General features: G+C 66.7%; 21 protein-coding genes. 11 read left to right on the top strand and 10 right to left on the bottom strand.

What is annotated here, in order from left to right; genetic code table 11:
* The first annotated feature begins 7 nt into the window (after positions 1-7).
* Genes HMPREF3014_RS07640 through HMPREF3014_RS07630 form a run of 3 tightly spaced genes read left to right on the top strand, consistent with a single transcriptional unit; the run spans position 8 to position 2335 of the window.
* Positions 8-709 (top strand): DUF484 family protein, encoded by a 702-nt coding sequence (locus HMPREF3014_RS07640; protein WP_003096433.1) that lies wholly within the window; start codon positions 8-10, stop codon positions 707-709.
* 19 nt (positions 710-728) lie between these two features.
* Complete coding sequence (gene xerC / locus HMPREF3014_RS07635; RefSeq protein WP_003096434.1) at positions 729-1640, top strand: tyrosine recombinase XerC; 912 nt, start codon at positions 729-731, stop codon at positions 1638-1640.
* Positions 1637-2335 (top strand): HAD family hydrolase, encoded by a 699-nt coding sequence (locus HMPREF3014_RS07630; RefSeq protein ID WP_003123715.1) that lies wholly within the window; start codon positions 1637-1639, stop codon positions 2333-2335. Before xerC ends, HMPREF3014_RS07630 begins: the two co-directional genes overlap by 4 nt.
* A gap of 29 nt (positions 2336-2364) precedes the next feature.
* Here HMPREF3014_RS07630 and HMPREF3014_RS07625 read toward each other — a convergent pair whose 3' ends face one another.
* Positions 2365-3534 (bottom strand): MFS transporter, encoded by a 1170-nt coding sequence (locus tag HMPREF3014_RS07625; protein WP_003118057.1) that lies wholly within the window; start codon positions 3532-3534, stop codon positions 2365-2367.
* A gap of 162 nt (positions 3535-3696) precedes the next feature.
* Here HMPREF3014_RS07625 and HMPREF3014_RS07620 point away from each other — a divergent pair, with 162 nt between their 5' ends.
* Positions 3697-5073, top strand: a complete 1377-nt coding sequence (locus HMPREF3014_RS07620) for an aminotransferase-like domain-containing protein (RefSeq protein ID WP_003098233.1) — start codon at positions 3697-3699, stop codon at positions 5071-5073.
* Positions 5074-5097: 24 nt separating this feature from the next.
* Here HMPREF3014_RS07620 and HMPREF3014_RS07615 read toward each other — a convergent pair whose 3' ends face one another.
* The 5 genes from HMPREF3014_RS07615 to glnK form a co-directional block, all read right to left on the bottom strand.
* Positions 5098-6012, bottom strand: a complete 915-nt coding sequence (locus tag HMPREF3014_RS07615) for a fimbrial protein (protein WP_003118059.1) — start codon at positions 6010-6012, stop codon at positions 5098-5100.
* A 414-nt stretch (positions 6013-6426) separates the two neighbouring features.
* Entirely contained in the window at positions 6427-6744 is a 318-nt protein-coding gene (sutA, locus tag HMPREF3014_RS07610) for a transcriptional regulator SutA (protein WP_003098240.1), read from the bottom strand.
* A gap of 77 nt (positions 6745-6821) precedes the next feature.
* Complete coding sequence (locus HMPREF3014_RS07605; protein WP_003096441.1) at positions 6822-7247, bottom strand: secondary thiamine-phosphate synthase enzyme YjbQ; 426 nt, start codon at positions 7245-7247, stop codon at positions 6822-6824.
* 260 nt (positions 7248-7507) lie between these two features.
* Positions 7508-8836, bottom strand: coding sequence for an ammonium transporter (locus HMPREF3014_RS07600; protein WP_016562483.1), 1329 nt, complete (start codon positions 8834-8836; stop codon positions 7508-7510).
* A 39-nt stretch (positions 8837-8875) separates the two neighbouring features.
* A complete protein-coding gene (gene glnK / locus HMPREF3014_RS07595) occupies positions 8876-9214 on the bottom strand; it encodes a P-II family nitrogen regulator (RefSeq protein WP_003096476.1) in 339 nt (112 codons plus the stop codon).
* Positions 9215-9653: 439 nt separating this feature from the next.
* Here glnK and HMPREF3014_RS07590 point away from each other — a divergent pair, with 439 nt between their 5' ends.
* From HMPREF3014_RS07590 to betT, 3 genes are all read left to right on the top strand, one after another.
* Positions 9654-9914 carry an accessory factor UbiK family protein gene (locus HMPREF3014_RS07590; RefSeq protein ID WP_003096478.1) on the top strand — a complete coding sequence of 87 codons (261 nt, stop codon included), beginning with the start codon at positions 9654-9656 and terminating at the stop codon, positions 9912-9914.
* Between the two features lie 40 nt (positions 9915-9954).
* A complete protein-coding gene (locus tag HMPREF3014_RS07585; RefSeq protein WP_003098248.1) occupies positions 9955-11448 on the top strand; it encodes a YifB family Mg chelatase-like AAA ATPase in 1494 nt (497 codons plus the stop codon).
* Between the two features lie 124 nt (positions 11449-11572).
* Positions 11573-13558, top strand: a complete 1986-nt coding sequence (betT, locus tag HMPREF3014_RS07580; RefSeq protein WP_070734467.1) for a choline BCCT transporter BetT — start codon at positions 11573-11575, stop codon at positions 13556-13558.
* Between the two features lie 42 nt (positions 13559-13600).
* Here betT and pchP read toward each other — a convergent pair whose 3' ends face one another.
* Both pchP and HMPREF3014_RS07570 read right to left on the bottom strand, forming a co-directional pair.
* Positions 13601-14650: a phosphorylcholine phosphatase gene (gene pchP / locus HMPREF3014_RS07575; protein WP_003110458.1), complete on the bottom strand. Its 1050-nt coding sequence runs from the start codon at positions 14648-14650 to the stop codon at positions 13601-13603.
* Between the two features lie 150 nt (positions 14651-14800).
* Entirely contained in the window at positions 14801-15718 is a 918-nt protein-coding gene (locus HMPREF3014_RS07570) for a LysR substrate-binding domain-containing protein (protein ID WP_003098255.1), read from the bottom strand.
* Positions 15719-15866: 148 nt separating this feature from the next.
* On the opposite strand from HMPREF3014_RS07570, the gene HMPREF3014_RS07565 reads away from it, so the two are divergent.
* A complete protein-coding gene (locus tag HMPREF3014_RS07565; RefSeq protein ID WP_003098258.1) occupies positions 15867-17333 on the top strand; it encodes a NorM family multidrug efflux MATE transporter in 1467 nt (488 codons plus the stop codon).
* Here the strand turns inward: HMPREF3014_RS07565 and HMPREF3014_RS07560 are convergent.
* Positions 17245-18921 (bottom strand): putative bifunctional diguanylate cyclase/phosphodiesterase, encoded by a 1677-nt coding sequence (locus HMPREF3014_RS07560; protein WP_003121292.1) that lies wholly within the window; start codon positions 18919-18921, stop codon positions 17245-17247. The genes HMPREF3014_RS07565 and HMPREF3014_RS07560 overlap by 89 nt on opposite strands.
* 187 nt (positions 18922-19108) lie before the next feature.
* Here HMPREF3014_RS07560 and rep point away from each other — a divergent pair, with 187 nt between their 5' ends.
* The 3 genes from rep to HMPREF3014_RS07545 all read left to right on the top strand — a co-directional run bounded on the left by rep (position 19109) and on the right by HMPREF3014_RS07545 (position 23706).
* Positions 19109-21118 (top strand): DNA helicase Rep, encoded by a 2010-nt coding sequence (gene rep / locus HMPREF3014_RS07555; RefSeq protein ID WP_003110454.1) that lies wholly within the window; start codon positions 19109-19111, stop codon positions 21116-21118.
* Positions 21119-21251: 133 nt separating this feature from the next.
* A complete protein-coding gene (locus HMPREF3014_RS07550; protein ID WP_003098265.1) occupies positions 21252-22970 on the top strand; it encodes a thiamine pyrophosphate-dependent enzyme in 1719 nt (572 codons plus the stop codon).
* 163 nt (positions 22971-23133) lie between these two features.
* On the top strand, positions 23134-23706 hold the full coding sequence (locus tag HMPREF3014_RS07545; protein ID WP_003096508.1) for a xanthine phosphoribosyltransferase: 573 nt from the start codon (positions 23134-23136) through the stop codon (positions 23704-23706).
* A gap of 7 nt (positions 23707-23713) precedes the next feature.
* Here HMPREF3014_RS07545 and HMPREF3014_RS07540 read toward each other — a convergent pair whose 3' ends face one another.
* Complete coding sequence (locus HMPREF3014_RS07540; RefSeq protein WP_073647833.1) at positions 23714-25573, bottom strand: acetyl-CoA hydrolase/transferase C-terminal domain-containing protein; 1860 nt, start codon at positions 25571-25573, stop codon at positions 23714-23716.
* Positions 25574-25769 lie beyond the last annotated feature (196 nt).

Here is a 25769-nt window from a genome sequence, read left to right as displayed (position 1 = left end):
GACGCTTATGACCGAGAAAAGCCAGGAACCGACAGCAGCGCTGGACGCCGAGCAGGTGGCCGCCTATCTGAGCCAGCACCCGGAGTTCTTCGTCGAGCATGACGAGCTGATCCCCGAGTTGCGCATCCCACACCAGCCCGGCGACGCAGTGTCGCTGGTGGAGCGCCAGGTACGCCTGCTGCGCGAGCGCAACATCGAGATGCGCCACCGGCTCTCGCAACTGATGGACGTGGCCCGCGAGAACGACCGCCTGTTCGACAAGACCCGCCGCCTGGTCCTCGACCTGCTCGACGCCACCAGCCTGGAAGACGTGGTCAGTACCGTCGAAGACAGCCTGCGCCACGAGTTCCAGGTGCCCTACGTGAGCCTGATCCTGTTCAGCGACAGTAGCGTCTCGGTGGGCCGCTCGGTGAGCAGCGCGGAGGCGCACCAGGCCATCGGCGGCCTGCTCTCCGGCGGCAAGACCGTCTGCGGCGTGCTGCGTCCGCACGAACTGGCGTTTCTCTTCGGCGAGAGCGACCGCGACGAGATCGGCTCCGCAGCGGTGGTCTCCCTGAGTTTCCAGGGCCTGCACGGCGTGCTCGCCATCGGCAGTCCCGATCCGCAGCATTACAAGAGTTCCCTCGGCACCCTGTTCCTCGGCTACGTCGCCGAGGTCCTGGCCCGCGTGCTGCCGCGTTTCTCCTCGCCGCTGCGCTCGGTCCGCTGAGCGCGGCGGGCGGTCCGAGATGCGCGCCGACCTGGATGCCTTCCTCGAACATCTGCGCAGCGAGCGCCAGGTCTCCGCGCACACCCTCGACGGCTACCGCCGCGACCTGCTGAAGATCCTCGCCCTCGCCGAAAAGGCCGGGCTCTCCGACTGGAACGCCCTCGACACCCGCAGCCTGCGCACCTTCGTCGCCCGCCTGCACCAGCAGGGCCAATCCAGCCGCAGCCTGGCACGGCTGCTCTCGGCGACGCGCGGCCTCTACCAGTACCTGCTACGCGAAGGGCGCTGCCGGCACGACCCTGCCAACGGCCTGAGCGCGCCAAAGAGTCCGCGCAAGCTGCCCAGGACCCTCGACGCCGACCGCGCCCTGCAATTGCTCGACGGTGCCGTGGAGGATGACTTCATCGCCCGCCGCGACCAGGCCCTGCTGGAGCTGTTCTATTCCTCCGGGCTGCGCCTCTCGGAACTGGTCGGCCTCGATCTCGAATGGCTGGACCTCAAGGAAGGCCTGGTGCGAGTGCGCGGCAAGGGCAACAAGGTCCGCGAGCTGCCGGTCGGCAAGGCCGCGCGCCAGGCGCTCGAAGCCTGGCTGCCGCTGCGCGCCCAGGCCGCTCCGGAAGACGGAGCGGTGTTCATCGGCCGCGGCGGCAAGCGCCTGACGCCACGGGCGATCCAACTGCGAGTGCGCCAGGCCGGCGTCCGCGAGCTGGGCCAGCACCTGCACCCGCACATGCTGCGGCACTCCTTCGCCAGCCATCTGCTGGAGTCGTCCGGCGACCTGCGCGCCGTGCAGGAACTGCTCGGCCACGCCGACATCGCCACGACCCAGATCTATACCCACCTGGACTTCCAGCACCTGGCCTCGGTCTACGACCGCGCCCATCCCCGCGCCAAGCGCAAGGGCAACGCCGATGGAGGCAACGACCCATGAGCAGCCTGCGACTGATCACCTTCGACCTCGACGACACCCTGTGGGACGTCGCCCCGGTGATGAACAACGCCGAGGCCCTGCTCCGCGAATGGCTGGCGAGCAACGCGGCGCGCCTGGGTCCGGTGCCCATCGAGCACCTGTGGGCGATCCGCACCCGCCTGCTGGATCGCGAACCGATGCTGCGCCACCGTCTCAGCGAGCTGCGCCGGCGCATCCTGTTCCATGCCCTGCTCGACGCCGGTTATCCACAGGCGGAGGCGGAAAGCCTGGCTGAGGCCGGTTTCCAGGTATTCCTCGAAGCGCGCCACCGGGTCACTCTGTTTCCCGAGGTCCACCCGACCCTGGAGATCCTCGCCGACCGCTTCACCCTCGGCGTGCTCACCAACGGCAACGCCGACGTGCGCCGCCTGGGCCTGGCCGACTACTTCCGGTTCGCCCTCTGCGCCGAGGAACTGGGCGTCGGCAAGCCCGACCCGACGCCATTCCGCGAAGCCCTGAAGCGCGCCGGCGTCGAGGCCTCGGCAGCGGTACACATCGGCGACCACCCCAGCGACGACATCGCCGGAGCGCGCCGCGCCGGCATGCGTGCCATCTGGTTCAACCCAAACGGCAAGCCCTGGGCCGGGGAGGAAGAGCCGAGCGCGGAGATCCGCAGCCTCGCCGAGCTGCCGGCCCTGCTCGCCCGCCTGCAATGACGGACCGGGCCCCCGGTCGCGGGTAGCGCCTAGGCACGCGAAGCGCTGGCCTTTAAGCGCCCGACCCCGCGCAAGATGGAAAACGCCACCGCAACGGCAGCCAACGTCAGCGACACGCCGAAAAGCAGCAACGCCGTCGACGCACCGAAGCGATCCGCGATCAACCCGGTGAAGATCACCGGCAGGCTGAAGCCGAGGTAGGCCAACAGGAAGTAGCCCGCGCTGGCCCGCGGCTTTTCCGCACCGGCCAGGACATTCACCGCCGACAGCCCGCCCAGGTAGGTGAAGCCGTAGCAGGAACTGCTCGCGCCCAGCGCACCGAACAGCACCGCAGCCAATGAGCCGTGGATCGCGCCCCAGGCCAGCAGGGCATAGCTCGGCGGCAGGATCACCAACCCCAGGCAGGTCGCCGAGGCCGGCGCCATCCGCCGCGCCAGCGGCTGGAACAGCAGGCCGCAGCTGATCACGGTGAAGGTCGAGAAGCCCGACCAGCGCGCCAGCCCGTGGGCCGCCAGCAGCGAAGGCAGGACCGCGATGACCAGACCCACAGTGGCCCATGCCAGCAGGATCGAGAGACCGTACGGCAGGCTGCCGGCGGGAAAGAACGGCAGCCGCAGCATCGGCGTATCGCGCCCGCGCGGCGCCTCGTCCGGCAGGCCCGCCACCGCCGCCAGGGCCACGCAGGCCAGTCCCAACTGGACCCAGAAGCTGCCGGGCACCAGGCTCTCCCGGAACAGCAGGAACAGACTGGTCAGTGCCGCGCCGAGGCCGAAGCCGAGCGAGGTGCTGGCGGTCACCCAGTTGGCCGAGGTGCGGGAATCCCCGCCCGCGATCAGTTCGCTCATGTAGGCCGTCCCGGTGGCCGATGCCAGGGCCGTGCCGACGCCGAGCAACAGGCGCGCCACGCCGAGCGCCTCCAGGCGCGGCCAGAGCGCCATCACCAGGGTGGCCACCATCGACAGCAGCAGCGCGACGACGATCGGCGGCTTGCGCCCGATCCGATCGGACAACCCGCCGAGTACCAGCAGCACCGGCAGTACGCCGAGCACATAGCCGGAGAAAGCGCTGGCGGTAGCTGCCGCGCCGTAGCCGGAAAGCTCCGCGTAGGCGGTGTACAGCGGCGCCTGGAGGTTCACCGCCAAGGTGATCAGGCACAGGCCGAAGGCCAGGCATGCGGCGTGGCGACGGGTATTGCTCATGCGTTTCTCCGTTCAAGGGCCTGCCGCGGCAGAGCGGTGGGCATTGGCTAGCCCGCGAGAAGAGGCGTCGACTATCCGGCGCGGCGGCGCTACGGAACAAGTAACAGCTGTTCGGATTTGTGCTTAACTGTTCGCCTGAAAAAACCGAACAGTGAGTCAGACATGCACCTCCGGATCGACCGCAATGCCAGCGAGCCGCTGGTGCAGCAGATCGTCGCAGGGGTCAGCGGCTGGATCCGCGGCAATCGCGTCCGCGCCGGCACGCGGATTCCGTCGATACGCCAGTTGGCCAGGGAAAACCAGCTCAGCCAGTCCAGCGTGATCGAGGCCTACGACCGCCTGGTCGCCCTGGGGATGCTGGAATCGCGGCACGGCTCGGGGTTCTTCGTCGCCGAGGCGCCCGCCGCCACTACCGACCTCGACAGCGAATGGCACGAAGGCGCGGAAAACGCATGGGGCCAGTTCAGCGGCAGCTCGACGAAACTCAAGCTCGGCTGCGGCTGGATTCCGGACAGTTGGCGGGAAGTCGAGGAACTCAGCTACGCGATCCGCCAGGTCGCCCGCAGCGAACTCGCCGGGCTGTTCGACTACAGCACTCCGCTGGGCCTGCCGGCGCTGCGCCAGCACATCCAGAAACGCCTGCGGCTGATCGATATCCATGTCGACCCGGAGCAGATCCTCACCACCACCGGCGCCAGCCATGCCCTCGACCTGTTGGTACGCACGCTGCTCAAGCCGGGCGACGTGGTGGTGGTGGAGAACCCCGGCTACTACAACCTGTTCAACCTGCTGAAGTTCCACGGGGTGAAGATGCTCGGCGTGCCGCGCACCCGCCACGGCCCGGACACCGCCGCGCTGGAGACGATCCTCCGCGCGCACAAGCCGAAGTTCCTTTTCACCAACAGCATGTACCACAACCCCACCGGCACCAGCCTCAGCCCCTCAGTGGCCCACCGCGTGCTGCAACTGGCCGAGCAGCATGATTTCCACATCGTCGAGGATGACATCTACGCCGACTTCCAGAACGGCCCCAGCACCCGCCTGGCAACCCTCGATTCGCTGCGCCGGGTGATCTACCTGGCGAGCTTTTCGAAGACCCTCAGTTGCTCGCTACGGGTCGGCTACCTGATCGCCGGCCCCGAGCTGATCCGGCGCCTGGCGGATGTGAAGATGTACACCAGCATCGGCAGCCAGCGCTTCGCCGAATGCGTGGTCTCGACCATGCTCGCCAACGGCAGTTACCGCAAGCTGGTGCAACGCCTGCGCCAGCGCCTGACCCGGCAGATGGCGGCGACCCTGCGGGTGCTTGGGGACAACGGCTGGGAGGTGTTCGCCGAACCGGTCGGCGGGATGTTCGTCTGGGCCCGTATCGGCGACTACCCGTTCGCCGAATTGCAGGCCGTGGCGACACGCCTGGACGTGCTGCTGTCGCCGGGCAGCGGCTTCAGCCCGGAAGGCGAGGAGAGCGACTGGCTGCGTATCAACATCGCCTATGCCAGCGACCCGCGGGCCCTGGCGTTCTTCGAGGCGTTCGGGTGAGGCGCGCTCTTGCCCTCCCCTGCCTCACTGGTAGTCGAGCAGGATCACCATCGCGGCCAGGACCGAGCCGGGCGTGATTTTCTCGGCGGTCTGCACATAGGACGCTTTCATCGGGATCCAGTACGCCCCGCCGGTGTTCTTGTCATACGCGGTCACCGGCAACGAGAGTCCCATCCGTAGCGGCACGCCGGCCTCGTCGGTGACCCGGATCGATACGCCGGTCGCGGTGCTGCCCGCCAGGCGCGGCAGCACACCCGAGCCTTCGGCCACCGCGCCCCCCACCGCTTGAAGGCTGTAGCCGACGCGGTTGTACCCGCGAGGACAGCCGGCCACTACGAGATTGAACGGGGTAACGGCCGCGTAGGTGCCGACGCCGTTCAGCCGGGCGGCAGCGATCGACTGCAGCTTCACGGTCTGGTCGGCGACCTGGCAGGTCGCATTGATCGTGGTGACGCTCCCGGTCAACCTGATGGAGGAGGTGCCAGACGCAATAAGCCCGTCCTTGTAGGTAATGAGGAAGTACGAGTTGAAGGCTCCGCTCGCGAACTGGCCGTCGGAGAGCGGCGTCGAGTTGCGGAACAACTGGATCTCCGCGATTTGCGAAAAAGTGCCCTTGAAACGGCTGCTCGCCGGTATGCCATCCAGCAGCAGGCGCACCGAGAGGCCCGGCACGTTGGTATTCAGGTCCGGACCATCGATCGGGTCCCAGACACTTCCCTTGTTGTACAGAGAGACGCCGATGAGATCGCAGCTGGGCTTGCCGCACAGTTGCATGGGAGTGAACGTGTAGCGCGACATGACACTTCCCTCGGGAAGGATCGAGGGCACGGCGATATCGCGGCCGCCGAAAGCGTACAGATTGGCAGCCATGCTGGTGCCGGCGGGAACGAACAGGACTGCCGCAAGCAGCAGGGTTCGACGGAACGTCTTGAACTCCATGGGATGACAACCGATGTGTCCGGCATGTCCGGGAAAATCCGCCGGAACCGGAGTGAACTTGATGGGTGGATAATCTTTTCAGAACACCTGGAAAGGAGCCATAAGACAGGACCTACACGGCTCCGCGAATCCGCCTAAGAATCGCTAGGAAAATTCTTAAGCAAGCTCTACAGCTCGCTCTCCGGCAACCCCGGACGCCGCTTGGAGCGCCTGGATGGCAAGCAGCTTCGGTTGACGATGTGGAACGGTAGCGCTGCCACCGGAAAGGAAAAGGCCTTGGCCCGTCGCCAGCCGTGCCTGAACAGGCGAAAGATCGGCTCGCCAACCGGGATGCGGCGGCCTGTCAAAGTGACCGGCGCCATAGCACAAGGCCCGCCATCCCTTGCGGGAGGCGGGCCTTGGGATGGCGCGAAATCAGATGGGGCGGCTGCCGTACTTGCTGTCCGGCTTCTTCGGCGGATCGGCCACCACGTTGGGTTCGATCTCCTGCACCTTTCCACCGCGGGAAAGGAACTCCTCCATCGCCTTGGCGAGGGCGTCACGCTCTTTCTGCTTGGCTTCGACCGAGGGCAGCTCCTCTTCCACCACGGCGGCTTTCGCCTTCTTCCCGGGGGCGGGGGCCTCGTCGCCGTCGCCGCTGTCCGCTTCGCCGTCGTCGGCCGCGGCCAGCTCTTCGCCGTCGTCCTCGTCAGCGCCGTCCAGCTCGTCCTGTTCCAGTTCTTCTTCGCTCATGGTCAACCTCTCGGTGCTGCAAAAGCAGGTTAGTTATAGCCCAGCCGCGCGTTTTGATGAGCGCCGCCGGAAAAAATTCATACTGACTCGCCCTGCCAGGTGGCGAGCACGCGCCGTGCCCCGCCCCTGTCCCGGTGTTCACCGAGATAGATCCCCTGCCAGGTGCCCAGTGCCAACCCTCCCGACTGTATCGGCAGGGTCAGTTGGCAGCCCAGCAGGCTGGCCTTGAAATGCGCCGGAAGGTCGTCCGGACCTTCGTCGTTGTGTTCATAGCCGACTTCGCCGCGTGGCGCCAGCCGCTCGAAAAAACGCTCGAAATCCCGGCGTACGGCAGGATCGGCATTTTCATTCAGGGTCAGTGAAGCCGACGTATGTTGCAAAAGCAGGTGCAGCAGGCCGACCCGGCACCGCCGAAGCTCCGGCAAGGCGTCGAGTATCTCCTCGGTGACGAGGTGAAAGCCCCGCGGACGCGGGCGCAAGGTGATCAGGGTCTGCTGCCACATGCTGCTGTTCCAAATCGGCTCCGATCCGTCGCGCCGCGCATTCTAGCGCGGCATTTGAAAAAGCAAAGAGCGTAAGAGGCAGACCTGTGAAAGCTGATGGTGGCGCAGTCCGCTGGCAGTCACTGAAAGACCGGTTGCGGAAAGGTGGTGGCAGTCGCGGGAAGCGCCCAGGACTTTCGACGCACAAGGGCATGGCGTTCGGCGAAGGCGAGCGCGGGAGGCAAACCGACGCCCGGCGGAAAGCCGGGCGCCGGCAGGTATTACAGGTTGTAGCCGCGCTCGTTGTGCAGCGCCAGGTCGAGGCCGACCGCTTCCTCTTCCTCGGTGACCCGCAGGCCCATGACCAGGTCCAGCACCTTGAGGATCACGAAGGTCACCACGGCGGTGTAGACCACGGTGAAGACCACGCCCTTGAATTGCACGAAGAACTGCGCGCCGATGTCCTCCACGCTGCCGAAGCCGCCCAGCGACGGCGCCGCGAAAATCCCGGTGAGCAGCGCGCCGACGATACCGCCGACCGCATGTACGCCGAAGGCGTCGAGGGAATCGTCGTATTTCAGCGCGCGCTTGAGACTGGTGGCGGCGAAGAAACAGATCACCCCGGAGGCCAGGCCGATCACCAGCGCGCCCATCGGACCGGCGGTGCCGGCGGCCGGGGTGATGGCCACCAGACCGGCGACCACACCGGACGCGATGCCCAGGGCGCTCGGCTTGCCGTGGGTGATCCACTCGGCGAACATCCAGGCCAGGGCCGCGGCGGCGGTGGCGATCTGGGTCACCAGCATGGCCATCCCGGCGGTGCCGTTGGCGGCGGCGGCGGAACCGGCGTTGAAACCGAACCAGCCGATCCACAGCATGGCCGCCCCGACCAAGGTGTAGCCGAGGTTGTGCGGCGCCATCGGCGTGGTCGGGTAGCCCTTGCGCTTGCCCAGCACCAGGCAGGCGACCAGGCCGGCGATACCGGCGTTGATGTGCACCACGGTGCCGCCGGCGAAGTCCAGCACGCCCCAGTCCCACATCAGGGCGCCGTCACCGCTCCAGACCATGTGCGCGATCGGCGCGTAGACCACGGTGAACCAGACCGCCATGAAGATCAGCATCGCCGAGAACTTCATGCGCTCGGCGAAGGCGCCGACGATCAGCGCCGGAGTGATGATCGCGAAGGTCATCTGGAAGGTGATGAACACGCTTTCCGGGAACAGCGCGGTGGCGGAAGTCAGCCCGTCGGCGGTGAGACCGCTGAGGAAGGCCTTGTCCAGTCCGCCGACGAAGGAATTGAAGTTGAGGACGCCCTTCTCCATCCCGGTGGTATCGAACGCCAGGCTGTAGCCATAGACCACCCAGAGAATGGTGATCAGGCCGGTGATGGCGAAGCACTGCATCATGATCGACAGCACGTTCTTCGCTCGCACCATGCCGCCGTAGAACAGCGCCAGGCCGGGGATGGTCATGAGCAGGACGAGCGCAGTGGAGATCAGCATCCAGGCGGTGTCGCCGCTGTTCAGGACGGGCTCCTCGGCGGCCAGGGCGACGCCCGGCAAAGCGAGGGACAATAGGGCTCCTAGCCCTGCGATCTTACGCAGAGTCATGTTGGTATTCTCCTGGGGCTTTTGGGGGTTCGGTTGGGCTTAGATCGCGTCGGTATCGGTTTCGCCGGTACGGATGCGGATGGCCTGTTCCAGGTTCACCACGAAGATCTTGCCGTCACCGATCTTGCCGGTATTGGCCGCCTTGGTGATCGCCTCGATGACGCGGTCCAGCTGGTCGTCGGCGATCGCCACGTCGATCTTCACCTTGGGCAGGAAGTCGACGACGTACTCGGCGCCGCGATACAGCTCGGTGTGGCCCTTTTGCCGGCCGAAACCCTTGACCTCGGTCACCGTGATGCCCTGCACACCGATCTCGGACAACGACTCGCGGACGTCGTCCAACTTGAACGGCTTGATGATGGCAGTGACTAGCTTCATGAAACTCTCTCCCGTGTTTGGTGGACTCGCCCCAGGAAAACGAACCCGAGGACAGTCTAAGCGCAGTGTCTGGCTTTGTAACGCGCCGGTCCCTCTGGGAAGCATGATCGGGACCCTCCGCCCCGACCTGGCCCTGCTGCGGCCGTTCGATGCCGCAACCTGCCGGCCTCCCGCAACCGCCTCATCTGCCGCACCGGTACTGCTTCAGTGCACGCCTCACCCCGGCCAAAGCAGAAAGCTTGCCAGCTCCGGCAAATCCGCCGGATTTCAAGCTCTTAGCCGCCAACCCGGGGATAGTGCGGAACGCCGGGCTCCGGGCGGCGCACCAAATAGGCGCAGACGCGCTCCGACAGTTGCGCAAAAAGTGTGCAATGGCCCTCCCGCGAGCGCCGCCGACATCGTGCTAGACTGCCGCCCACTCGTTACCGGAACCCTCGCCATGCTGCCGCCCAAAGCCGTCTTCGAAGCCCTCAGCCAACAAGCCAGCCGCCTGTTCGCCGGCGAATCGCCGTTGCCCAAGGCCGAGCTGGAGTCGCAGTTCCGCGCCCTGATGCAGAGCGCCTTCAGCAAGCTCGACCTGGTCAGCCGCGAGGAGTTCGACAGCCAGATGCTGGTCCTCGCCCGCACTCGCGCACGGCTGGAAGCCCTGGAGGCCAAGGTGGCGGAACTCGAAAGCAAGCTGACGCCGCCCGCCGACTGATCCTCCCCCCTGCGAGCGGCGTGAGATCAAGGAGCGATCCATGTCCCTGGCGATTGTCCACAGCCGAGCCCAGGTCGGCGTCGAAGCCCCCTGCGTCAGCGTCGAGGCGCACCTGGCCAACGGCCTGCCTTCGCTGACCCTGGTCGGCCTGCCGGAAACCGCGGTGCGCGAGAGCAAGGACCGCGTGCGCAGCGCCCTGCTCAATGCCGGTTTCGACTTCCCCGCGCGGCGCATCACCCTCAACCTCGCCCCCGCCGACCTACCCAAGGACGGCGGTCGCTTCGACCTGGCCATCGCACTCGGCATCCTCGCCGCCAGCGGCCAGTTGCCCGGCACCGCCCTCGACGGCCTGGAGTGCCTCGGCGAACTGGCCCTGTCCGGGGCGATCCGGCCAGTGCGAGGCGTATTGCCGGCCGCGCTGGCGGCGCGCGACGCAAGGCGCGTTCTGGTGGTACCGAAGGAAAATGCCGAAGAGGCCAGCCTGGCCAGCGGGCTGACGGTGTTCGCCGTGGACCACCTGCTGGAGATCGCCGGACACCTCTCCGGCCAGGCCCCGCTGCCGCCCTACCAGGCCCGCGGCCTGCTCCGCGCGCCCTTCCCTTATCCAGACCTGGCCGAGGTCCAGGGCCAGGCCGCCGCCAAGCGCGCCCTGCTGGTAGCCGCCGCCGGCGCGCACAACCTGTTGCTCAGCGGCCCGCCGGGCACCGGCAAGACCCTCCTGGCCAGCCGCCTGCCCGGCCTGCTGCCGGCGCTCGACGAGGACGAAGCCCTGGAGGTCGCGGCGATCCATTCGGTGGCCAGCCACGTCCCCCTCAGGCACTGGCCGCAGCGACCGTTCCGCCAGCCGCACCACTCCGCCTCCGCGCCGGCCCTGGTCGGCGGCGGCAGCCGCCCGCAGCCGGGCGAGATCACCCTGGCGCACCAGGGCGTGCTGTTCCTCGACGAACTGCCGGAGTTCGAGCGCAAGGTCCTGGAGGTCCTGCGCGAGCCGCTGGAAAGCGGCGAGATCGTCATTGCCCGGGCCAACGGCCGGGTACGTTTCCCGGCGCGCTTCCAACTGGTGGCGGCGATGAATCCCTGTCCCTGTGGCTACCTCGGCGATCCCAGTGGCCGCTGCCGCTGCACCCCGGAACAGGTCCAGCGCTACCGGGGCAAGCTGTCCGGACCGCTGCTCGATCGCATCGACCTGCACGTCAGCGTGCTCCGCGAAAGCACCAGCCTGCAGCCAGGACACGGCGAAACCGCTACCGCCGAGGTCAGCGAACGGGTGGGCGCCGCACGGCAACGGCAACTGGCCCGCCAGGGCTGCGCCAATGCCCATCTCGATCTCCAGGCGATGCACCGCAATTGTGCACTCGCCGAAGCGGACCGCCGCTGGCTGGAGGCTGCCGGAGAGCGCCTGGAACTTTCCTTGCGCGCCTTGCATCGCATACTCAAGGTGGCCCGGACGCTGGCCGACCTGGAGCGCATCGATGCCATCGAACGCCGGCACCTGGCGGAAGCCCTGCAGTATCGGGCAATGACCTCCACGTGAAGCGTAATAATTCAGCAAAGCTATCGATTAAGGCTTTTCGAATCAAATTAGCTATCACGATGTGTTAGGCTGTTTCGTCTTCCGCCTTCGGCGGGCAATCCGATCACAAGGAGAGCTAGCTTACATGGAGACACCCACTACCCCCCGGAGCACCCTGAATCCTCCGGTCTTCTATACCTCCGCCGCCCTGATCCTGGCCCTGGTGCTGTTTACCGTCCTCCTCCAGGAAGAAGCGCAATCGCTGTTCAACCACGTCCAGCAATGGATCATCACCAACGCCAGCTGGTTCTACGTACTGGCCGTGGCGCTGATCCTGATCAGCGTGGTGTTCCTCGCCGTCAGCCGCTACGGCGACATCAAGCTCGGCCCCGACCACAGTCGTCCCGACTACCGCAACACCACCTGGTTCGCCATGCTGTTCTCCGCCGGCATGGGCATCGGTCTGATGTTCTTCGGCGTTGCCGAACCGGTGATGCACTTCACCACCCCACCGGTAGGCGAGCCGAATACCGTGCAGGCGGCGAAGGAAGAGATGAAGCTGACCTTCTTCCACTGGGGCCTGCATGCCTGGGCGATCTACGCCATCGTCGCGCTGATCCTGGCCTTCTTCAGCTATCGCCACGGCCTGCCGCTGACCCTGCGCTCGGCGCTGTATCCGCTGATCGGCGAACGTATCTACGGCCCCATCGGCCACGCGGTGGATATCTTCGCGATCATCGGCACCGTGTTCGGCGTGGCGACTTCGCTCGGCTACGGCGTGCTGCAGATCAACAGCGGCCTGCACCACCTGTTCGGCTGGCCGGTGAACCAGACCGTGCAGATCGCCCTGATCGCCGCCACCTGCGGCCTCGCCACGCTCTCGGTGGCCAGCGGACTGGACCGCGGCATCCGCATCCTGTCCGAGCTGAACCTGAGCCTGGCGGTGATCCTGCTGCTCTTCGTGCTGGTCCTCGGGCCGACCGTGTTCCTCCTGCAGACCTACGTGCAGAACACCGGGGCCTACCTGTCCGACATCGTCAACAAGACCTTCAACCTGTACGCCTACGAGCCCACCGACTGGATCGGCGGCTGGACCCTGCTGTACTGGGGCTGGTGGCTGTCCTGGTCGCCCTTCGTCGGCCTGTTCATCGCCCGTATCTCGCGCGGCCGCACGATCCGCGAGTTCGTCTGCGGCGTGCTGTTCGTCCCGGCCGGCTTCACCCTGCTGTGGATGACGGTGTTCGGCGATACCGCCATCCACATGGTCCTGCAGGAGGGCTTCACCCAGTTGGCCGAAGTGGTCAACCAGGACAGTTCGGTGGCGCTGTTCGCCTTCCTCGAGCACTTCCCGCTGGGCAGCGTGATCTCGCTGGTGGCGGTGCTGATGGTGGTGGTGTTCTTCGTCACCTCGGCCGACTCCGGCGCGCTGGTGGTGGACATGCTAGCCTCCAGCGGCAAGGACCACTCGCCGCTCTGGCAGCGGATATTCTGGTCGGTGCTGATGGGCGTGGTGGCCATCGCCCTGCTCCTCGCCGATGGCCTCAAGGCGCTGCAAACCGCGACCATCGCCAGCGCGCTGCCATTCTCCATCGTGCTCCTGGCGTCGATCTGGGGCCTGTTCAAGGCGCTGCACCTGGATGCCACCAAGCGCGGCATCCGCTACCAGGCGCTGACCTTCTCCCGCCCCACCACGCGCAGCGGCGCAAGCGAGGGCGACGGTTGGCAGCGCCGCCTGCGCAACATCGCCATGTTCCCAAGGCGCAGCCACGTCAACCGCTTCATCACCGATGTGGCGCGACCGGCCTGCGAGGACGTCGCCGCCGAACTGCGCAAGCAGGGCTACGAAGTCCAGGTGCAGGACGGCGAGGACGGCCGGGTTCGGCTGGAAGTCAGCCACGGCGGCGAGGTCGATTTCATCTACGAGGTGCGTCCGCGCGCCTTCACCACGCCGAGCTTCGTGATGCGCGACACCGAGGACAGCAGCGAGTCGCGCAAGTATTTCCGCGCCGAGGTCCATCTCCAGGAAGGCGGCCAGGACTACGACATCATGGGCTGGAGCCGCGACGGCGTGATCGGCGACATCCTCGACCAGTACGAGCGGCACATGCACTTCCTGCACGTGGTGCGCTGAGGGATGCGGGGGCCGGCCAATGCCGGCCCCTCGCCGTTTCGCCTACTGGATCTGCTCCGGAGTGACGATCACCCAGTTCCTGTCCGCCGTCACCGGCAGGCCGGCCTTGGCCTGTGCGGCGGAATGCTGCTTGATCATGCCGTTGATCTGCTCCATGTACTTGGCCTTGCGGTTGACCCACAGGTGCACGCCGTTTTCCGCGGTGCCGTTGAACAGCATGTAACCGTCGCTGTCCGGGGTATCGCCGGCGACCAGGATCGGCCGCTTCCAACGGTCGATGTAGGTGAGGATCGCAGCCTGCTTGCCGGCCATCCAGGTCGCCGGGGTCCACAGGTAGGGGGTCACCTCCAGGTCGAGGTTGGCCTTGGGATCGTACTTGCCCTCGGCGATCTGCTTGCGCGCAGTGGTCAGCTCGCCGGTCTTGCGGTTCTTCAGCAGGGTGGTGACGCCGATGACGTTCTCCGGCTTGGCGTTGTAGCCATACCTGGGGTCCGCCGCGACCATCCGCACCAGTTCCTCATGGGCCGCGCTGATCACGTAGACCTCGATGCCGTTTTCCATCAGCTTGTTGTACAGCTCGCGCTGGCCGCTGAACACGCGCGGCGGCTCGACGTCGAGCGTGGCGAGCTTGTCGCCGTCGTAATAGGTGGCGGGGATCGGCTTGCCGTAGGCCATCAGTTCGTCGACATAGCCCTTCAGTTCCCTGAGGGTGAAGCCTGAGAACACCTGGGCGACCCAGGGATAGCAGACCATGTCGTCGATCTCGCAAAGCCGGTAGTAGTAGCTGAACAGGCTCTCCTTGTGCCCGGCCTGGTCCTTGAACGGGATCAGTTTCAGCGAAGGGTCGAGCCTGTCGCGGGTCAGCACGCCCTTCATTTCCAGATAGGGCAGCAGCGATTCTTCCAGGTCGTAGCGATAGCTGGTGTTGTCCATGTCGAACACGGCATAGGCGCCCTTGTTCGCGTTGGCCTCGATCAGTGCATTCAGTTGCCTGGCGGCGGGGGCCGGCCAGTGCTCGAGTTCGGTGGCGCTGGCCTGGCCGACTGCGGCGGCGAGCGCCAGCGCGGCGAGTATTCCTTTGGCGAAGGTCATGGCGGGTTCCTTTGGGCGGTTGGAAGGAAGCTCCGTCCCCTGCCGCTCCCGACAGGCAACGACCAACGACCCTAGCGCAAACCCTGCGCCCGGCCCAGCGACGGCAGCGACCTGTAACGTCGCGTCAGCGCCAGGAGTTGTCCGGCGGCGTCACGCCAGCCGCTCGACGACGGGCAGACGCATCGCCGCCACCTCCGCGAGGAGGAAGTCGCGCAATCGCTGGAAGCGTTCCTGTCCCCTGCGGGCACGAGGCCAGACCAGGTGATAGCTTTCGCCGCTGGCCACCGCCACCGGCCAGGGCAGGCCGATGCGGCCCTGGGCGACATCCTCGGCGACCATCACCAGGTCGCCGATGGACACGCCATAGCCTCGCGCGGCGGCGACGATGCCCAGTTCCAGCGTGTCGAACACCTGGCCGCCCTTGAGCGACACCTCCTCCCCCAGCCCGGTCCGTTGCAGCCAGCGTCGCCAGTCGCGACGATCCGGCGTGGGGTGCAGCAACTCGCTGTCACGCAGGCGTTGGAGGGTCCAGGGCTCCACGGCCTCGTCGGGATCGCAGACCGGCACCAGCCATTCGGCGAACAGCGCTGCCGTTTCCCATTCCGGGCTGAACTGGCCGCTGCCCAGCAACACCGCGCAGTCAAAAGGCTCGCGCTGGAAGTCCACCGAGTCCACATCCATCCAGGCACTGGTGAGCTGCACCTCGATATCCGGGTTCAGGTGGCGGAAGCGGCTCAGGCGCGGTAGCAGCCAGCGCAGGGTAAGGGTGGAAGGCGCCTTCAGGCGCAGGGTGGCGTCGTCCACACGCAGGGCGGTGCAGGCCCGTTCCAGCGCATCGAAGCCGTCGCGCAGCCCGGGCAGCAGCAGGCGTGCCGGCTCGGTCAGCTGCAACTGGCGGCCATGGCGCTCGAACAGACGACAACCGAAGTGCTCCTCCAGGGTACGGATGTGCCGGCTCACCGCGCTCTGGGTTATCGCCAGTTCCTCGCCGGCGCGGGTGAAAGAGGCGTGCCGGGCGGCAGCCTCGAAGGCGCGCAGGGCATACAGCGGGGGCAGGCGACGGGTCATTGGAGAATTACCTCTTTCATGACTTTTACTCATGCCTGGCATCTTGTTTTTCCTTTTGTGGAGCCATGCCAGTCGCACCGAGAATAGCCGCATTCTCAACGCCGACAGGCCATCGCGGCAACCATCTCCTCCTGAGCCTTACTCATCCATGTCCTCGCCATCCCTCGTCGAACTCAAAGCCATCCTGCGCCTGGCGGGCCCGTTGATCGCCGCCCAGCTGGCCTATGTCGCCATGGTCTTCACCGACACCGTGATGATGGGCAAGCTCGGCCCCGACGCGCTGGCCGCCGGCGGCCTGGGCGCGGTCAGCTACGCCTTCGTCTCGACGTTCTGTGTCGGCGTGGTGGCAGCGGTCGGCAACCTGGTGGCGATCCGTCACGGCTGCGACGACGCCGCTGGCGCCGCCGCGGCCGCTCGCTCCGGACTCTGGGTCGGCGCCGCGCTGGCCCTGGCCGCCGGCCTGCTGCTATGGAACCTGCGGCCGCTGCTCCTGGTCTTCGGCCAGGCGCCGCAGACGGTGGACGGCGCCATGCAGTTCCTCCACAGCCTGACATTCGCCCTGCCCGGCTACATGGCCTTCATGGTCCTGCGCGGCTTCACCAGCGCCATCGACCGCGCCGGCCCGGTGATGGCGATCAGCGTGCTCGGCGCGCTGGCCAACCTGGCTCTCAACTATTCCTTCATAGAAGGCCTGTTCGGCCTGCCGCGCCTGGGCCTGGCCGGTATCGGCCTGGTCACCGCCCTCGTCATGAACTGCATGCCGCTGCTGCTGGCCCTGTATATCCGCCTGCAGCCGGCCTATGCCGAGTACTCGCTGCTGCGCGGACTGGGACGGCCGCAGCGGGCGATGGTCGAGGAGATACTGCGCCTGGGGCTGCCCATCGGTGGCACCTACGCGGTGGAGTCGGGGATGTTCACGGTCGCCACCCTGTGCATGGGCATCATCGGCGATCACGCCCTGGCCGCGCACCAGATCGCCATCCAGGCGGTATACGTGGCGTTCATGGTGCCGGTGGGGTTGTCGTACGCCACCACCTACCGCATCGGCCAGCATTTCGGCGCCGGCCGCCTGCTCGAAGCACGCCGCGCCGGGCGTGTCGGCATCGGCTTCGGCGCGCTGTGCATGCTGCTCTTCGCCGGGCTCTTCTGGTGGATGCCGGAGGCCATCATCGGCCTGTTCCTCGACCGCGACGCCCCGGCCAACCGGGAGGTGGCCGCGATGGCCGTCTCGCTGCTGGCGATCGCCGCCTGGTTCGAGCTGTTCGACGGCACCCAGAACGTCGCCATGGGCGCGATCCGCGGTCTCAAGGACGCCCGCACCACCTTCCTGGTCGGCCTGGCCTGCTACTGGCTGGTCGGCGTGCCGCTGGCCTGCCTGCTGGCGTTCGCGGCCGGCTGGGGCGCCGCGGGCGTCTGGTGGGGGCTGGCCGGCGGCCTGGCCTGCGCGGCCATTGGCCTGACCCTGGCCTTCGAGTGGAAGACCGCGCGGTTGCTGCCGAAAGCCACGGCCAGCGAGGCGTCGGCGCTCAATTGCCGAGCGGCTGGCCGCGGTGCGCCGAGCGCTCGCCGATGCCCAGGAAACGCGCCAGTTCCGCCAACGGCAGCGGCGGACTGATCCAGTAGCCCTGCACCTGGTCGCAACCGAAATCGCGCAACTGCTCCTGCTGGCGCAGGGTCTCCACGCCTTCGGCAACCACTTCCAGGTTGAGGTTGTGCGCCAGGTTGATCATCGCCCGCACCAGTTGGAAGTTTTCCGCCCGCTGGTCCATGCCGCCGACGAAGCTGCGGTCGATCTTCAACAGGGTGATCGGCAGGCTATTGAGGTGGACGAAGGACGAGAAACCGGTGCCGAAGTCGTCCAGCGAAAAGCGCACGCCCAGTTGGCCGAGCGCCTGCATGGTCTGCAGCACCTGGTCGCTGCGCCGCATCACGGCGGTCTCGGTCAGTTCGAACTCGAGCCAGCGCGCGTCGACGCCGTGCTCTTCGATCAACCGTTGCAGGGTCGGCAGCAACTGGCTGTCCTGGAACTGGCGGAACGACAGGTTCACCGCCATGTGCAACGGCTCCAGGCCGCGCCCGTTGAGCCACTGCATGTCGCGCAGGGCGCGGGCGATGACCCAGTAGCCGAGCGGCACGATCAGCCCGCTCTCCTCGGCCAGCGGGACGAACTCGCTGGGCGTGAGCAGGCCCCGCTCGCCGTGGCGCCAGCGCACCAGCGCCTCCAGGCCGACGATGCGCCCGCTGTCCAGGCACAGTCGCGGCTGGTAGTGCAGCTCCAGCTCGTCGCGACGCAGCGCCCGGCGCAGTTCGGCTTCGAGGTCGGCGAGGCTGCGCACGCCACGGTTGATGCGTTCGTCGAAGACATGGAAGGTGCAACCCTGGCGGCTCTTGGCCTGCTGCATGGCGATGTGCGCATGCCACATCAGCGGGTCGGCGCCTTCGTCGGCACGGGCGTGGGCGAGTCCCAGGCTGCAACCCAGCAACAGGCTCTCGCCATCGATCCAGTAGGGCTCGCCGAGGCATTCGACGATGCGTTCGGCGACCCGCTCGGCGCGTTGCGGATCGCGACGGGTGTCCAGCAGCAGGGCGAACTCGTCGCTGCCCAGGCGCGCCAGGCTGTCGCCGTTCTCCATGAAGCCGCGCAGGCGGTTGACCACCTGCAGGATCAGGCGGTCGCCGCCCTGGTGGCCGAGGGAATCGTTGACGTGACGGAAGTTGTCCAGGTCGAGGTGGCCGAGCACCAGGCCACGCCCGTCGAATTCGCTGAGGCGCGCCGCGAGCAGGGTCTGGAAGCCCTGGCGGTTGGCGATGCCGGTCAGCGGATCCTGCTCGGCGAGCAGTTGCAGGGTCGCCTGCAAACCCAGGCGCTCGCGCGCGTAGCGCAGGCAGCGGCGCAGGCTGTCCTCGGAGAGCTGTTCGGCGGCCAGCCAGTCGACCACCCCAACCGGCGCCTGCGCCGGCTCCTGCTGCAACAGCAGGATCACCGGCCAGGGACAGGGAGTCCCCAGCGGCAGGCAGGCCGGCGTGGCCAGGAGCAGCCCCCGGGGCTCGGCGGCGAACAGGGTGGCCGCGCCCTCCCAGGTGGTGACGATGCTCAGCGAAAAGGCAGGCCCCAACGCTCTCAGGCGTTCACCTAGCAGTGGCGCCCAGTCCGGCGTATCCGCCAGAAGGAGCAGGCGCAAGGGTTCTGCGGGCGCTGACAAGCAACCTCCAAAGTTTTAAGAATCTTCGTAAAGAACGAACGGCATCATCCTAATGCGGTAGGGAATCTACAGCAAAATGGCGTGAACGATCTCGGGATCGGTCACAGCTTGCACGCTAATTCTCGCGGATGCCAGCCAGCCTGTTAGAATACGCCCCCGCTTCAACCCTCTCTTCCGGCCTGTTCCTATGTCCCGACTCAATCCCCGGCAGCAAGAAGCCGTGAACTACGTCGGCGGTCCCCTGCTGGTCCTGGCTGGCGCCGGCTCCGGCAAGACCAGCGTGATCACCCGCAAGATCGCCTATCTCGTCCAGCAGTGCGGTATCCGCGCCCAGTACATCGTCGCCGTGACCTTCACCAACAAGGCCGCGCGGGAGATGAAGGAGCGCGTCGGCACCCTGCTGCGCGGCGGCGAGGGCAAGGGCCTGACCGTCTCGACCTTCCACAACCTCGGCCTGAACATCATCCGCAAGGAACACGAACGGCTCGGCTACAAGCCCGGTTTCTCGATCTTCGACGAGTCGGACATCAAGGCGCTGCTGACCGACATCATGCAGAAGGAGTATTCCGGGGACGACGGCGTCGACGAGATCAAGAACTACATCGGTGCCTGGAAGAACGACCTGATCCTTCCGGAGGAGGCGCTGGAAAAGGCCCGCAATCCCAAGGAGCAGACCGCCGCGATCGTCTACCTGCATTACCAGCGCACCCTGCGCGCCTACAACGCGGTGGACTTCGACGACCTGATCCTGCAACCGGTGAAGCTGTTCCAGGAACATCCGGACGTCCTCCAGAAGTGGCAGAACAAGGTGCGCTACATGCTGGTGGACGAGTACCAGGACACCAACGCCAGCCAGTACCTGCTGGTCAAGCTGCTGGTGAAGGACCGCGCCCAGTTCACCGTGGTCGGCGACGACGACCAGTCGATCTACGCCTGGCGCGGCGCGCGCCCGGAAAACCTCATGCAGCTGAAGGAAGACTTCCCTTCGCTGAAGGTGGTGATGCTGGAGCAGAACTACCGCTCCACCAGCCGCATCCTCAAGTGCGCGAACGTCCTCATCGCCAACAACCCGCACGTATTCGAGAAGCAGTTGTGGAGCGAGATGGGCCACGGCGATCCGATCCGGGTGATCCGCTGCCGCAACGAGGACGCCGAAGCCGAGCGCATCGCCATGGAGATCCTCACCCTGCACCTGCGCACCGAGCGGCCGTACAGCGAGTTCGCCATCCTCTACCGTGGCAACCACCAGGCCAAGCTGATGGAGCTGAAGCTCCAGCACCACCAGATTCCCTATCGGCTCTCTGGCGGCACCAGCTTCTTCGGGCGCCAGGAAGTGAAGGACCTGATGTCCTACTTCCGCCTGCTGGTGAACCCCGACGACGACAACGCCTTCCTCAGGGTGATCAACGTGCCGCGCCGGGAAATCGGTTCGGCGACCCTGGAGAAGCTCGGCAACTACGCCACCCAGCGCAAGATCTCGATGTACGCCGCCTGCGACGAGATGGGCCTGGCCGAGCACCTCGACAGCCGTTTCCACGAACGCCTGCAACGCTTCAAGCGCTGGATGGACGGTATCCGCCGACAGTGCGCGGAGAACGAGCCGATCGCCGTGCTACGCAGCATGGTGATGGACATCGACTACGAGAACTGGCTGCGGCAGAACGCCTCCAGCGACAAGGTCGCCGAATTCCGCATGAGCAACGTCTGGTTCCTCATCGAGGCACTGAAGAACACCCTCGAGCGCGACGAGGAAGGCGACATGACCATCGAGCAGGCCATCGCCAAGCTGGTCCTGCGCGACATGCTGGAGCGCCAGCAGGAAGAAGAGGAAGGCGCCGAAGGCGTGCAGATGATGACCCTGCACGCGTCGAAGGGGCTGGAGTTCCCCTACGTGTTCATCATGGGCATGGAGGAAGAGATCCTGCCCCACCGTTCCAGCATCGAGGCCGACACGGTGGAAGAGGAGCGCCGCCTGGCCTACGTCGGCATCACCCGCGCGCGGCAGAACCTGGCGATGACCTTCGCCGCCAAGCGCAAGCAATACGGCGAGATCATCGACTGCTCACCGAGCCGCTTCCTCGACGAACTGCCCCCCGAAGACCTCGAATGGGAAGGCATGGAAGACGCCCCGCAAGAGGTCAAGGCGGCCAAGGGCAACGCCGCCCTCGCCGACATCCGCGCCATGCTCAAGCGCTGAGCCCGCCGCGCCTCGACTGTCTCGATTTTCACAAAAGTGTCTTGCCCGATGCCTAGCCTCGGGCGAGGAACTTTTGCCGCTCCACGCGCGACCAAAATTAGCTAGCTAACGAATTCCATTCGAGGACAGCTTCATGTCGAGCAAGAAAGTCGCCGAGATCGTCGTGGAAACCCTGGAAGCCGCCGGCGTCCGCCATTGCTATGGCATCGTCGGCGACACCCTCAACCATGTCACCGACGCCATCCATCGCAGCCAGATCCAGTGGGTCCACGTGCGCCACGAAGAAGCGGCGGCCTTCGCCGCGGGCGCCGAGTCCTACATCAGCGGACGCCTGACCGCCTGCGCCGGCTCCTGCGGACCGGGCAGCCTGCACTTCATCAACGGCGTCTACGAGGCCCAGCGCAACCGCGCGCCGATGGTGCTGATCGCCAGCCAGATCGTCACCCCGCAACTGGGCATGGAGTTTCCCCAGGAGGTCGACTTCAAGGCGGTCTACGCCAGCTGCTCGGTGTTCTGCGAGCAGGTGCACAGCCCGGAACAGGCGCGCCGGGTGGTGGCCCTGGCCTGCCAGGCGGCGCTCAACCGGCGCGGCGTAGCGGTGGTGATCCTGCCGGCCGACATCAGCCAGGCCACGGTGAAGGACGACCTGCCGTTCTCGGTGCATTTCCCGCAACCGGTGCTGCGCCCCAGCGACGCCGAACTGCAGGACGTCGCCCGCCTGCTGGCCCACGGCAAGAAGATCGGCATCTACGCCGGCTCCGGCTGCCAGGGCGCCCACGACCTGCTGGTGGCCCTCGCCGACCGCCTCAAGGCGCCCATCGCGCACACGTCGCGGGCCAAGGACTTCGTCGAGTACGACAACCCCTTCAACATGGGCATGACCGGTATGCTCGGGATCGAGTCCGGCTTCCACATGATGACCGAGTGCGACACCCTCCTGCTGCTCGGCGCCGACTTCGCCTGGGCGCAGTTCTATCCGCAGAAGGCCACCCTGATCCAGGTCGACCGCGATGGCAGCCACCTGGGCCGCCGCCACCCCATCGATCTCGGCGTGGTCGGCGACGTGATCCCCACCCTCGAGGCGCTCTTGCCGTTGCTCGAAGCCCGCGAGGAGCGCAGCTTCCTCGACGAATGCCTGGAGCACCGCGAGCGCTCGCTGCGGACGCTGGAAAAAGAGGAGCAAGCCGGCAAGGGCGAGCTGATCCATCCGCAGCACCTGGTCAGCCTGCTCGACCAGCACGCCAGCGAGGACGCCCTGTTCACCGCCGACGGCGGCTCGGCGATGGTCTGGCTGTTGCGTCACATCCACAGCAACGGCAAGCGCCGCACCCTCACCAGCCTGGTCCACGGCACCATGGCCAACGCCATGCCCCAGGCGCTGGGACTGAAGAAGGCCTACCCCGAGCGCCAGGTGATCTCGATCTCCGGCGACGGCGGCCTGGCCATGCTGCTCGGCGACCTGCTGACGGCCATCCAGGAAAAACTGCCGATCAAGGTAGTGGTGCTGAACAATGCCTCGCTGAACTTCGTCGAGCTGGAACAGAAGGTCGAGGGCCTGCTGGACAACTACACCGACCTGCTCAACCCGGACTTCGCCCGTCTCGCCGAAGTGATCGGCTTCCACGGACGCAAGGTGACGCGCTCCGAGGAGCTCGAGGCGGCGGTGCAGGAGTTCCTCGCCCAGCCCGGTCCGGCGCTGCTGGACGTGCATACCAACCCTGCGGAGCTGGTGATGCCGCCGAAGATCGAGTTCGGCCAGGTCGCCGACACCGCGCTCTACGCCGCCAAGGCCGTGCTCAGCGGGCGCTTCAAGGACGTCGAGACGCTACTGGTGAACAACCTGCTGAAATGAGCCGGCAGCGGCGCGGCCCGCCTGCCACGGGGCCGCGCCGGGCAGGCGCGGATTCCTGACCGCTCGATCATGTTCGCTCGTCCGAGAGAACGTCGCGCGCGGCGCCGGCTGGCGGTACAATGCCGCGCTTCATCAGCGACAGCCGCTTCGCAGGAAGCCACCCGTGGACATTCTCAAAGACAAAATCCGCTCGGAAGGCATCGTCCTTTCCGAGCACGTACTCAAGGTCGACGCCTTTCTCAACCACCAGATCGACCCGCAGCTGATGCAGCAGGTCGGTCACGCGTTCGCCATGCGCTTCCGCGACCAGGGCATCACCAAGATCGTCACCATCGAGGCTTCCGGCATCGCCCCGGCGGTCATGGCCGGCCTGGAGCTGGGCGTCCCGGTGATCTTCGCCCGCAAGTACCAGTCGCTGACCCTGAAGGACAACCTGTACATCTCCAAGGTGTTCTCCTTCACCAAGCAGACCGAGAGCACCATCGCCATCTCGGCCAAGCACCTGAACGCCCACGACCACGTGCTGGTGATCGACGACTTCCTCGCCAACGGCCATGCCGCCAAGGCGCTGATCGACCTGATCGGCCAGGCCGGCGCGAGCATCGCCGGGCTCGGCATCGTCATCGAGAAATCCTTCCAGGATGGCCGCGCCCTGCTGGAAAGCGAAGGCTACCGGGTCGAGTCCCTGGCCCGGGTGAAATCGCTGGCCGGCGGTCAGGTCGAGTTCCTCGACTGAGCGCCACTCAGCCCCGCTCTTCCTGGCTGGCTCGCAGGCCGGCCAGCAGCAAGCGCTGGTAGAGTTCCTCGCGAAGCCCCTGCGGATCGTCCAGGTCCATGCGCCGCAGATGCGCCGGGTAGGCTTCTGGCTCCGGCGCATCCAGGGTCGCCTTGCCCAGTTCGAGGATCTCGCTCAGCTTCAGCTTGCGCTTGAGCCAACCCAGCGCCCGCAGCAGGTCCTGCTCGACCTCGTCGAAATCGCTGCCCAGGGGAAACTCCGGCAGCGCCGCTGCGTGGGCCTGGTGCAAGGCCTGCAGGCGCTCCGGGGTATTGTTGCGATAGCGTTCGGGCAGGACGAAATCCTTCGGCAGCTTGCCGGCCGACTGGGCCTGCTCGGCCAGCGCCTGCTGGAAGCGCGAGTCGGCGATGGCCAGCAGCGCGGCGATCACTTCCGCGTCATTCTTGCCGCGCAGGTCGGCGATCCCGTACTCGGTCACCACCATGTCACGCAAGTGCCGGGGAATGGTGGTGTGGGCGTACTGCCAGACGATGTTCGAACTGACTTCCCCGCCGGATTCGCGCCAGCTACGCAGCATCAGGATCGAACGTGCGCCCTCCAGCTCGTGGGCCTGGGCGACGAAGTTGTACTGCCCGCCGACGCCACTGAGCACCCGGCCGTCCTCCAGCTGGTCGGCGACCCCGGCGCCGAGCAGGGTCACGGTGAAGGCGCTGTTGATGAAGCGCGCGTCGCGCCGCTGCAGACGCTTCAGCTCTTCCTGGCGGTACAGGTTGTTGACGAAGCCGATGCCGGTCATGCCGATCCCGGCGCGCTCTTCCAGCGACATCTCGCGCAGGCGCCGGTAGAACGCCAACGGACCGAGGAAAAAGCCGCCGTGCAGCCACACCCCGCCCTCCACCGGCGCCTCACCGCGCTCGGCGGCACGCTGCCGCGCTTCGTCGGGGTAGACCCGGCGGCTCAGCACGCCGGCCTCGGCCAGCGCCAGCAGACCCGGCACGAACATCTCGCTGCAACCGTAAAGCCCCCGGCGGAACGGCTCCAGGCCACCGTCGCGCTCGATCGTCTCGGCCCAGCGCGCACGCACACCCAGCTCGTCGATCAACGCCCGGTAGGTGGCGTTGTCGCGCTGGCGCAGCAGCAGGGCGGCGGTCAGCGCGTCGCCCATCGAGCCGATGCCGATCTGCAGGGTGCCGCCGTCGCGCACCAGCGCGCTGGCGTGGAGACCGATACAGTGATCCTGCAGGTTGACCGGCATGTTCGGCGTGGAGAACAGCCGGCTGCTTTCCGCCGGCGCGTCGATCAGCAGGTCGAATACCGACTCCTCGACCTCGGCGTCGCCCGGCAGGTAGGGCAGGTCATCGTGGACCACGCCGATGGCGACGATGGTCTCGTCAGCGGCGCGACGCTTCTCCAGCATCGGCAGGAGGTCCAGGGTGATATCCGGGTTGCAGGCCAGGCTCAGCTTGCCCGGCCGCTCGGGATGCCGCGCCACCAGCTGGGCCACCGCGTTGACGCCCTTGGCATTGATGTCGCGGGCGACGTGGCTGTAGTTGCAACTGATGTAGTGCTGCTGCGCCGGCGCGCTGTCCAGCAGGCTGCCGGGCTGCAGGTAGAACTCCTCGACGCGGATGTTCGCCGGCAGTTCGTCGCGGCGCAGGGCGTGCAGGTAATCCAGCTCCGGGTAGTCGGCGAAGACCCGTTCGGCGAAAGGCTCGAGGAAACGCCGTTGCAGGTCGCCGCCAGCGGCGGGACGCCCCAGGGAAAGCGCGGTATACAGCGTCAGTTGGCGCTCCGGCAGGGTCCGCAGGCGCTGGTACAACGCATTGACCAGTCGGTTGGGCTTGCCCAGCCCGAGGGGCAGGCCCATGCGAATCGGGCCCTCGATGGTCTGCAGCAAGTGATCGACTGCGGCGTCGATGGAACAGGTTCGGCTCAAGACGATGCCCTCCGGCGAATGGGTAGCCGGAAGTTTGGACCCTGTTTGCCGGCGGGACGATCCGCCAGCGGGAAAAACCCGCACCGCGGATACGAAAAAGCCGCCAGGAGGCGGCTTTTCGCGACAC

It is taken from the genome of Pseudomonas sp. HMSC065H01, from assembly GCF_001815235.1.
Taxonomy (GTDB): domain Bacteria; phylum Pseudomonadota; class Gammaproteobacteria; order Pseudomonadales; family Pseudomonadaceae; genus Pseudomonas; species Pseudomonas aeruginosa.
This window is presented reverse-complemented; position numbering and strand designations above follow the sequence as displayed.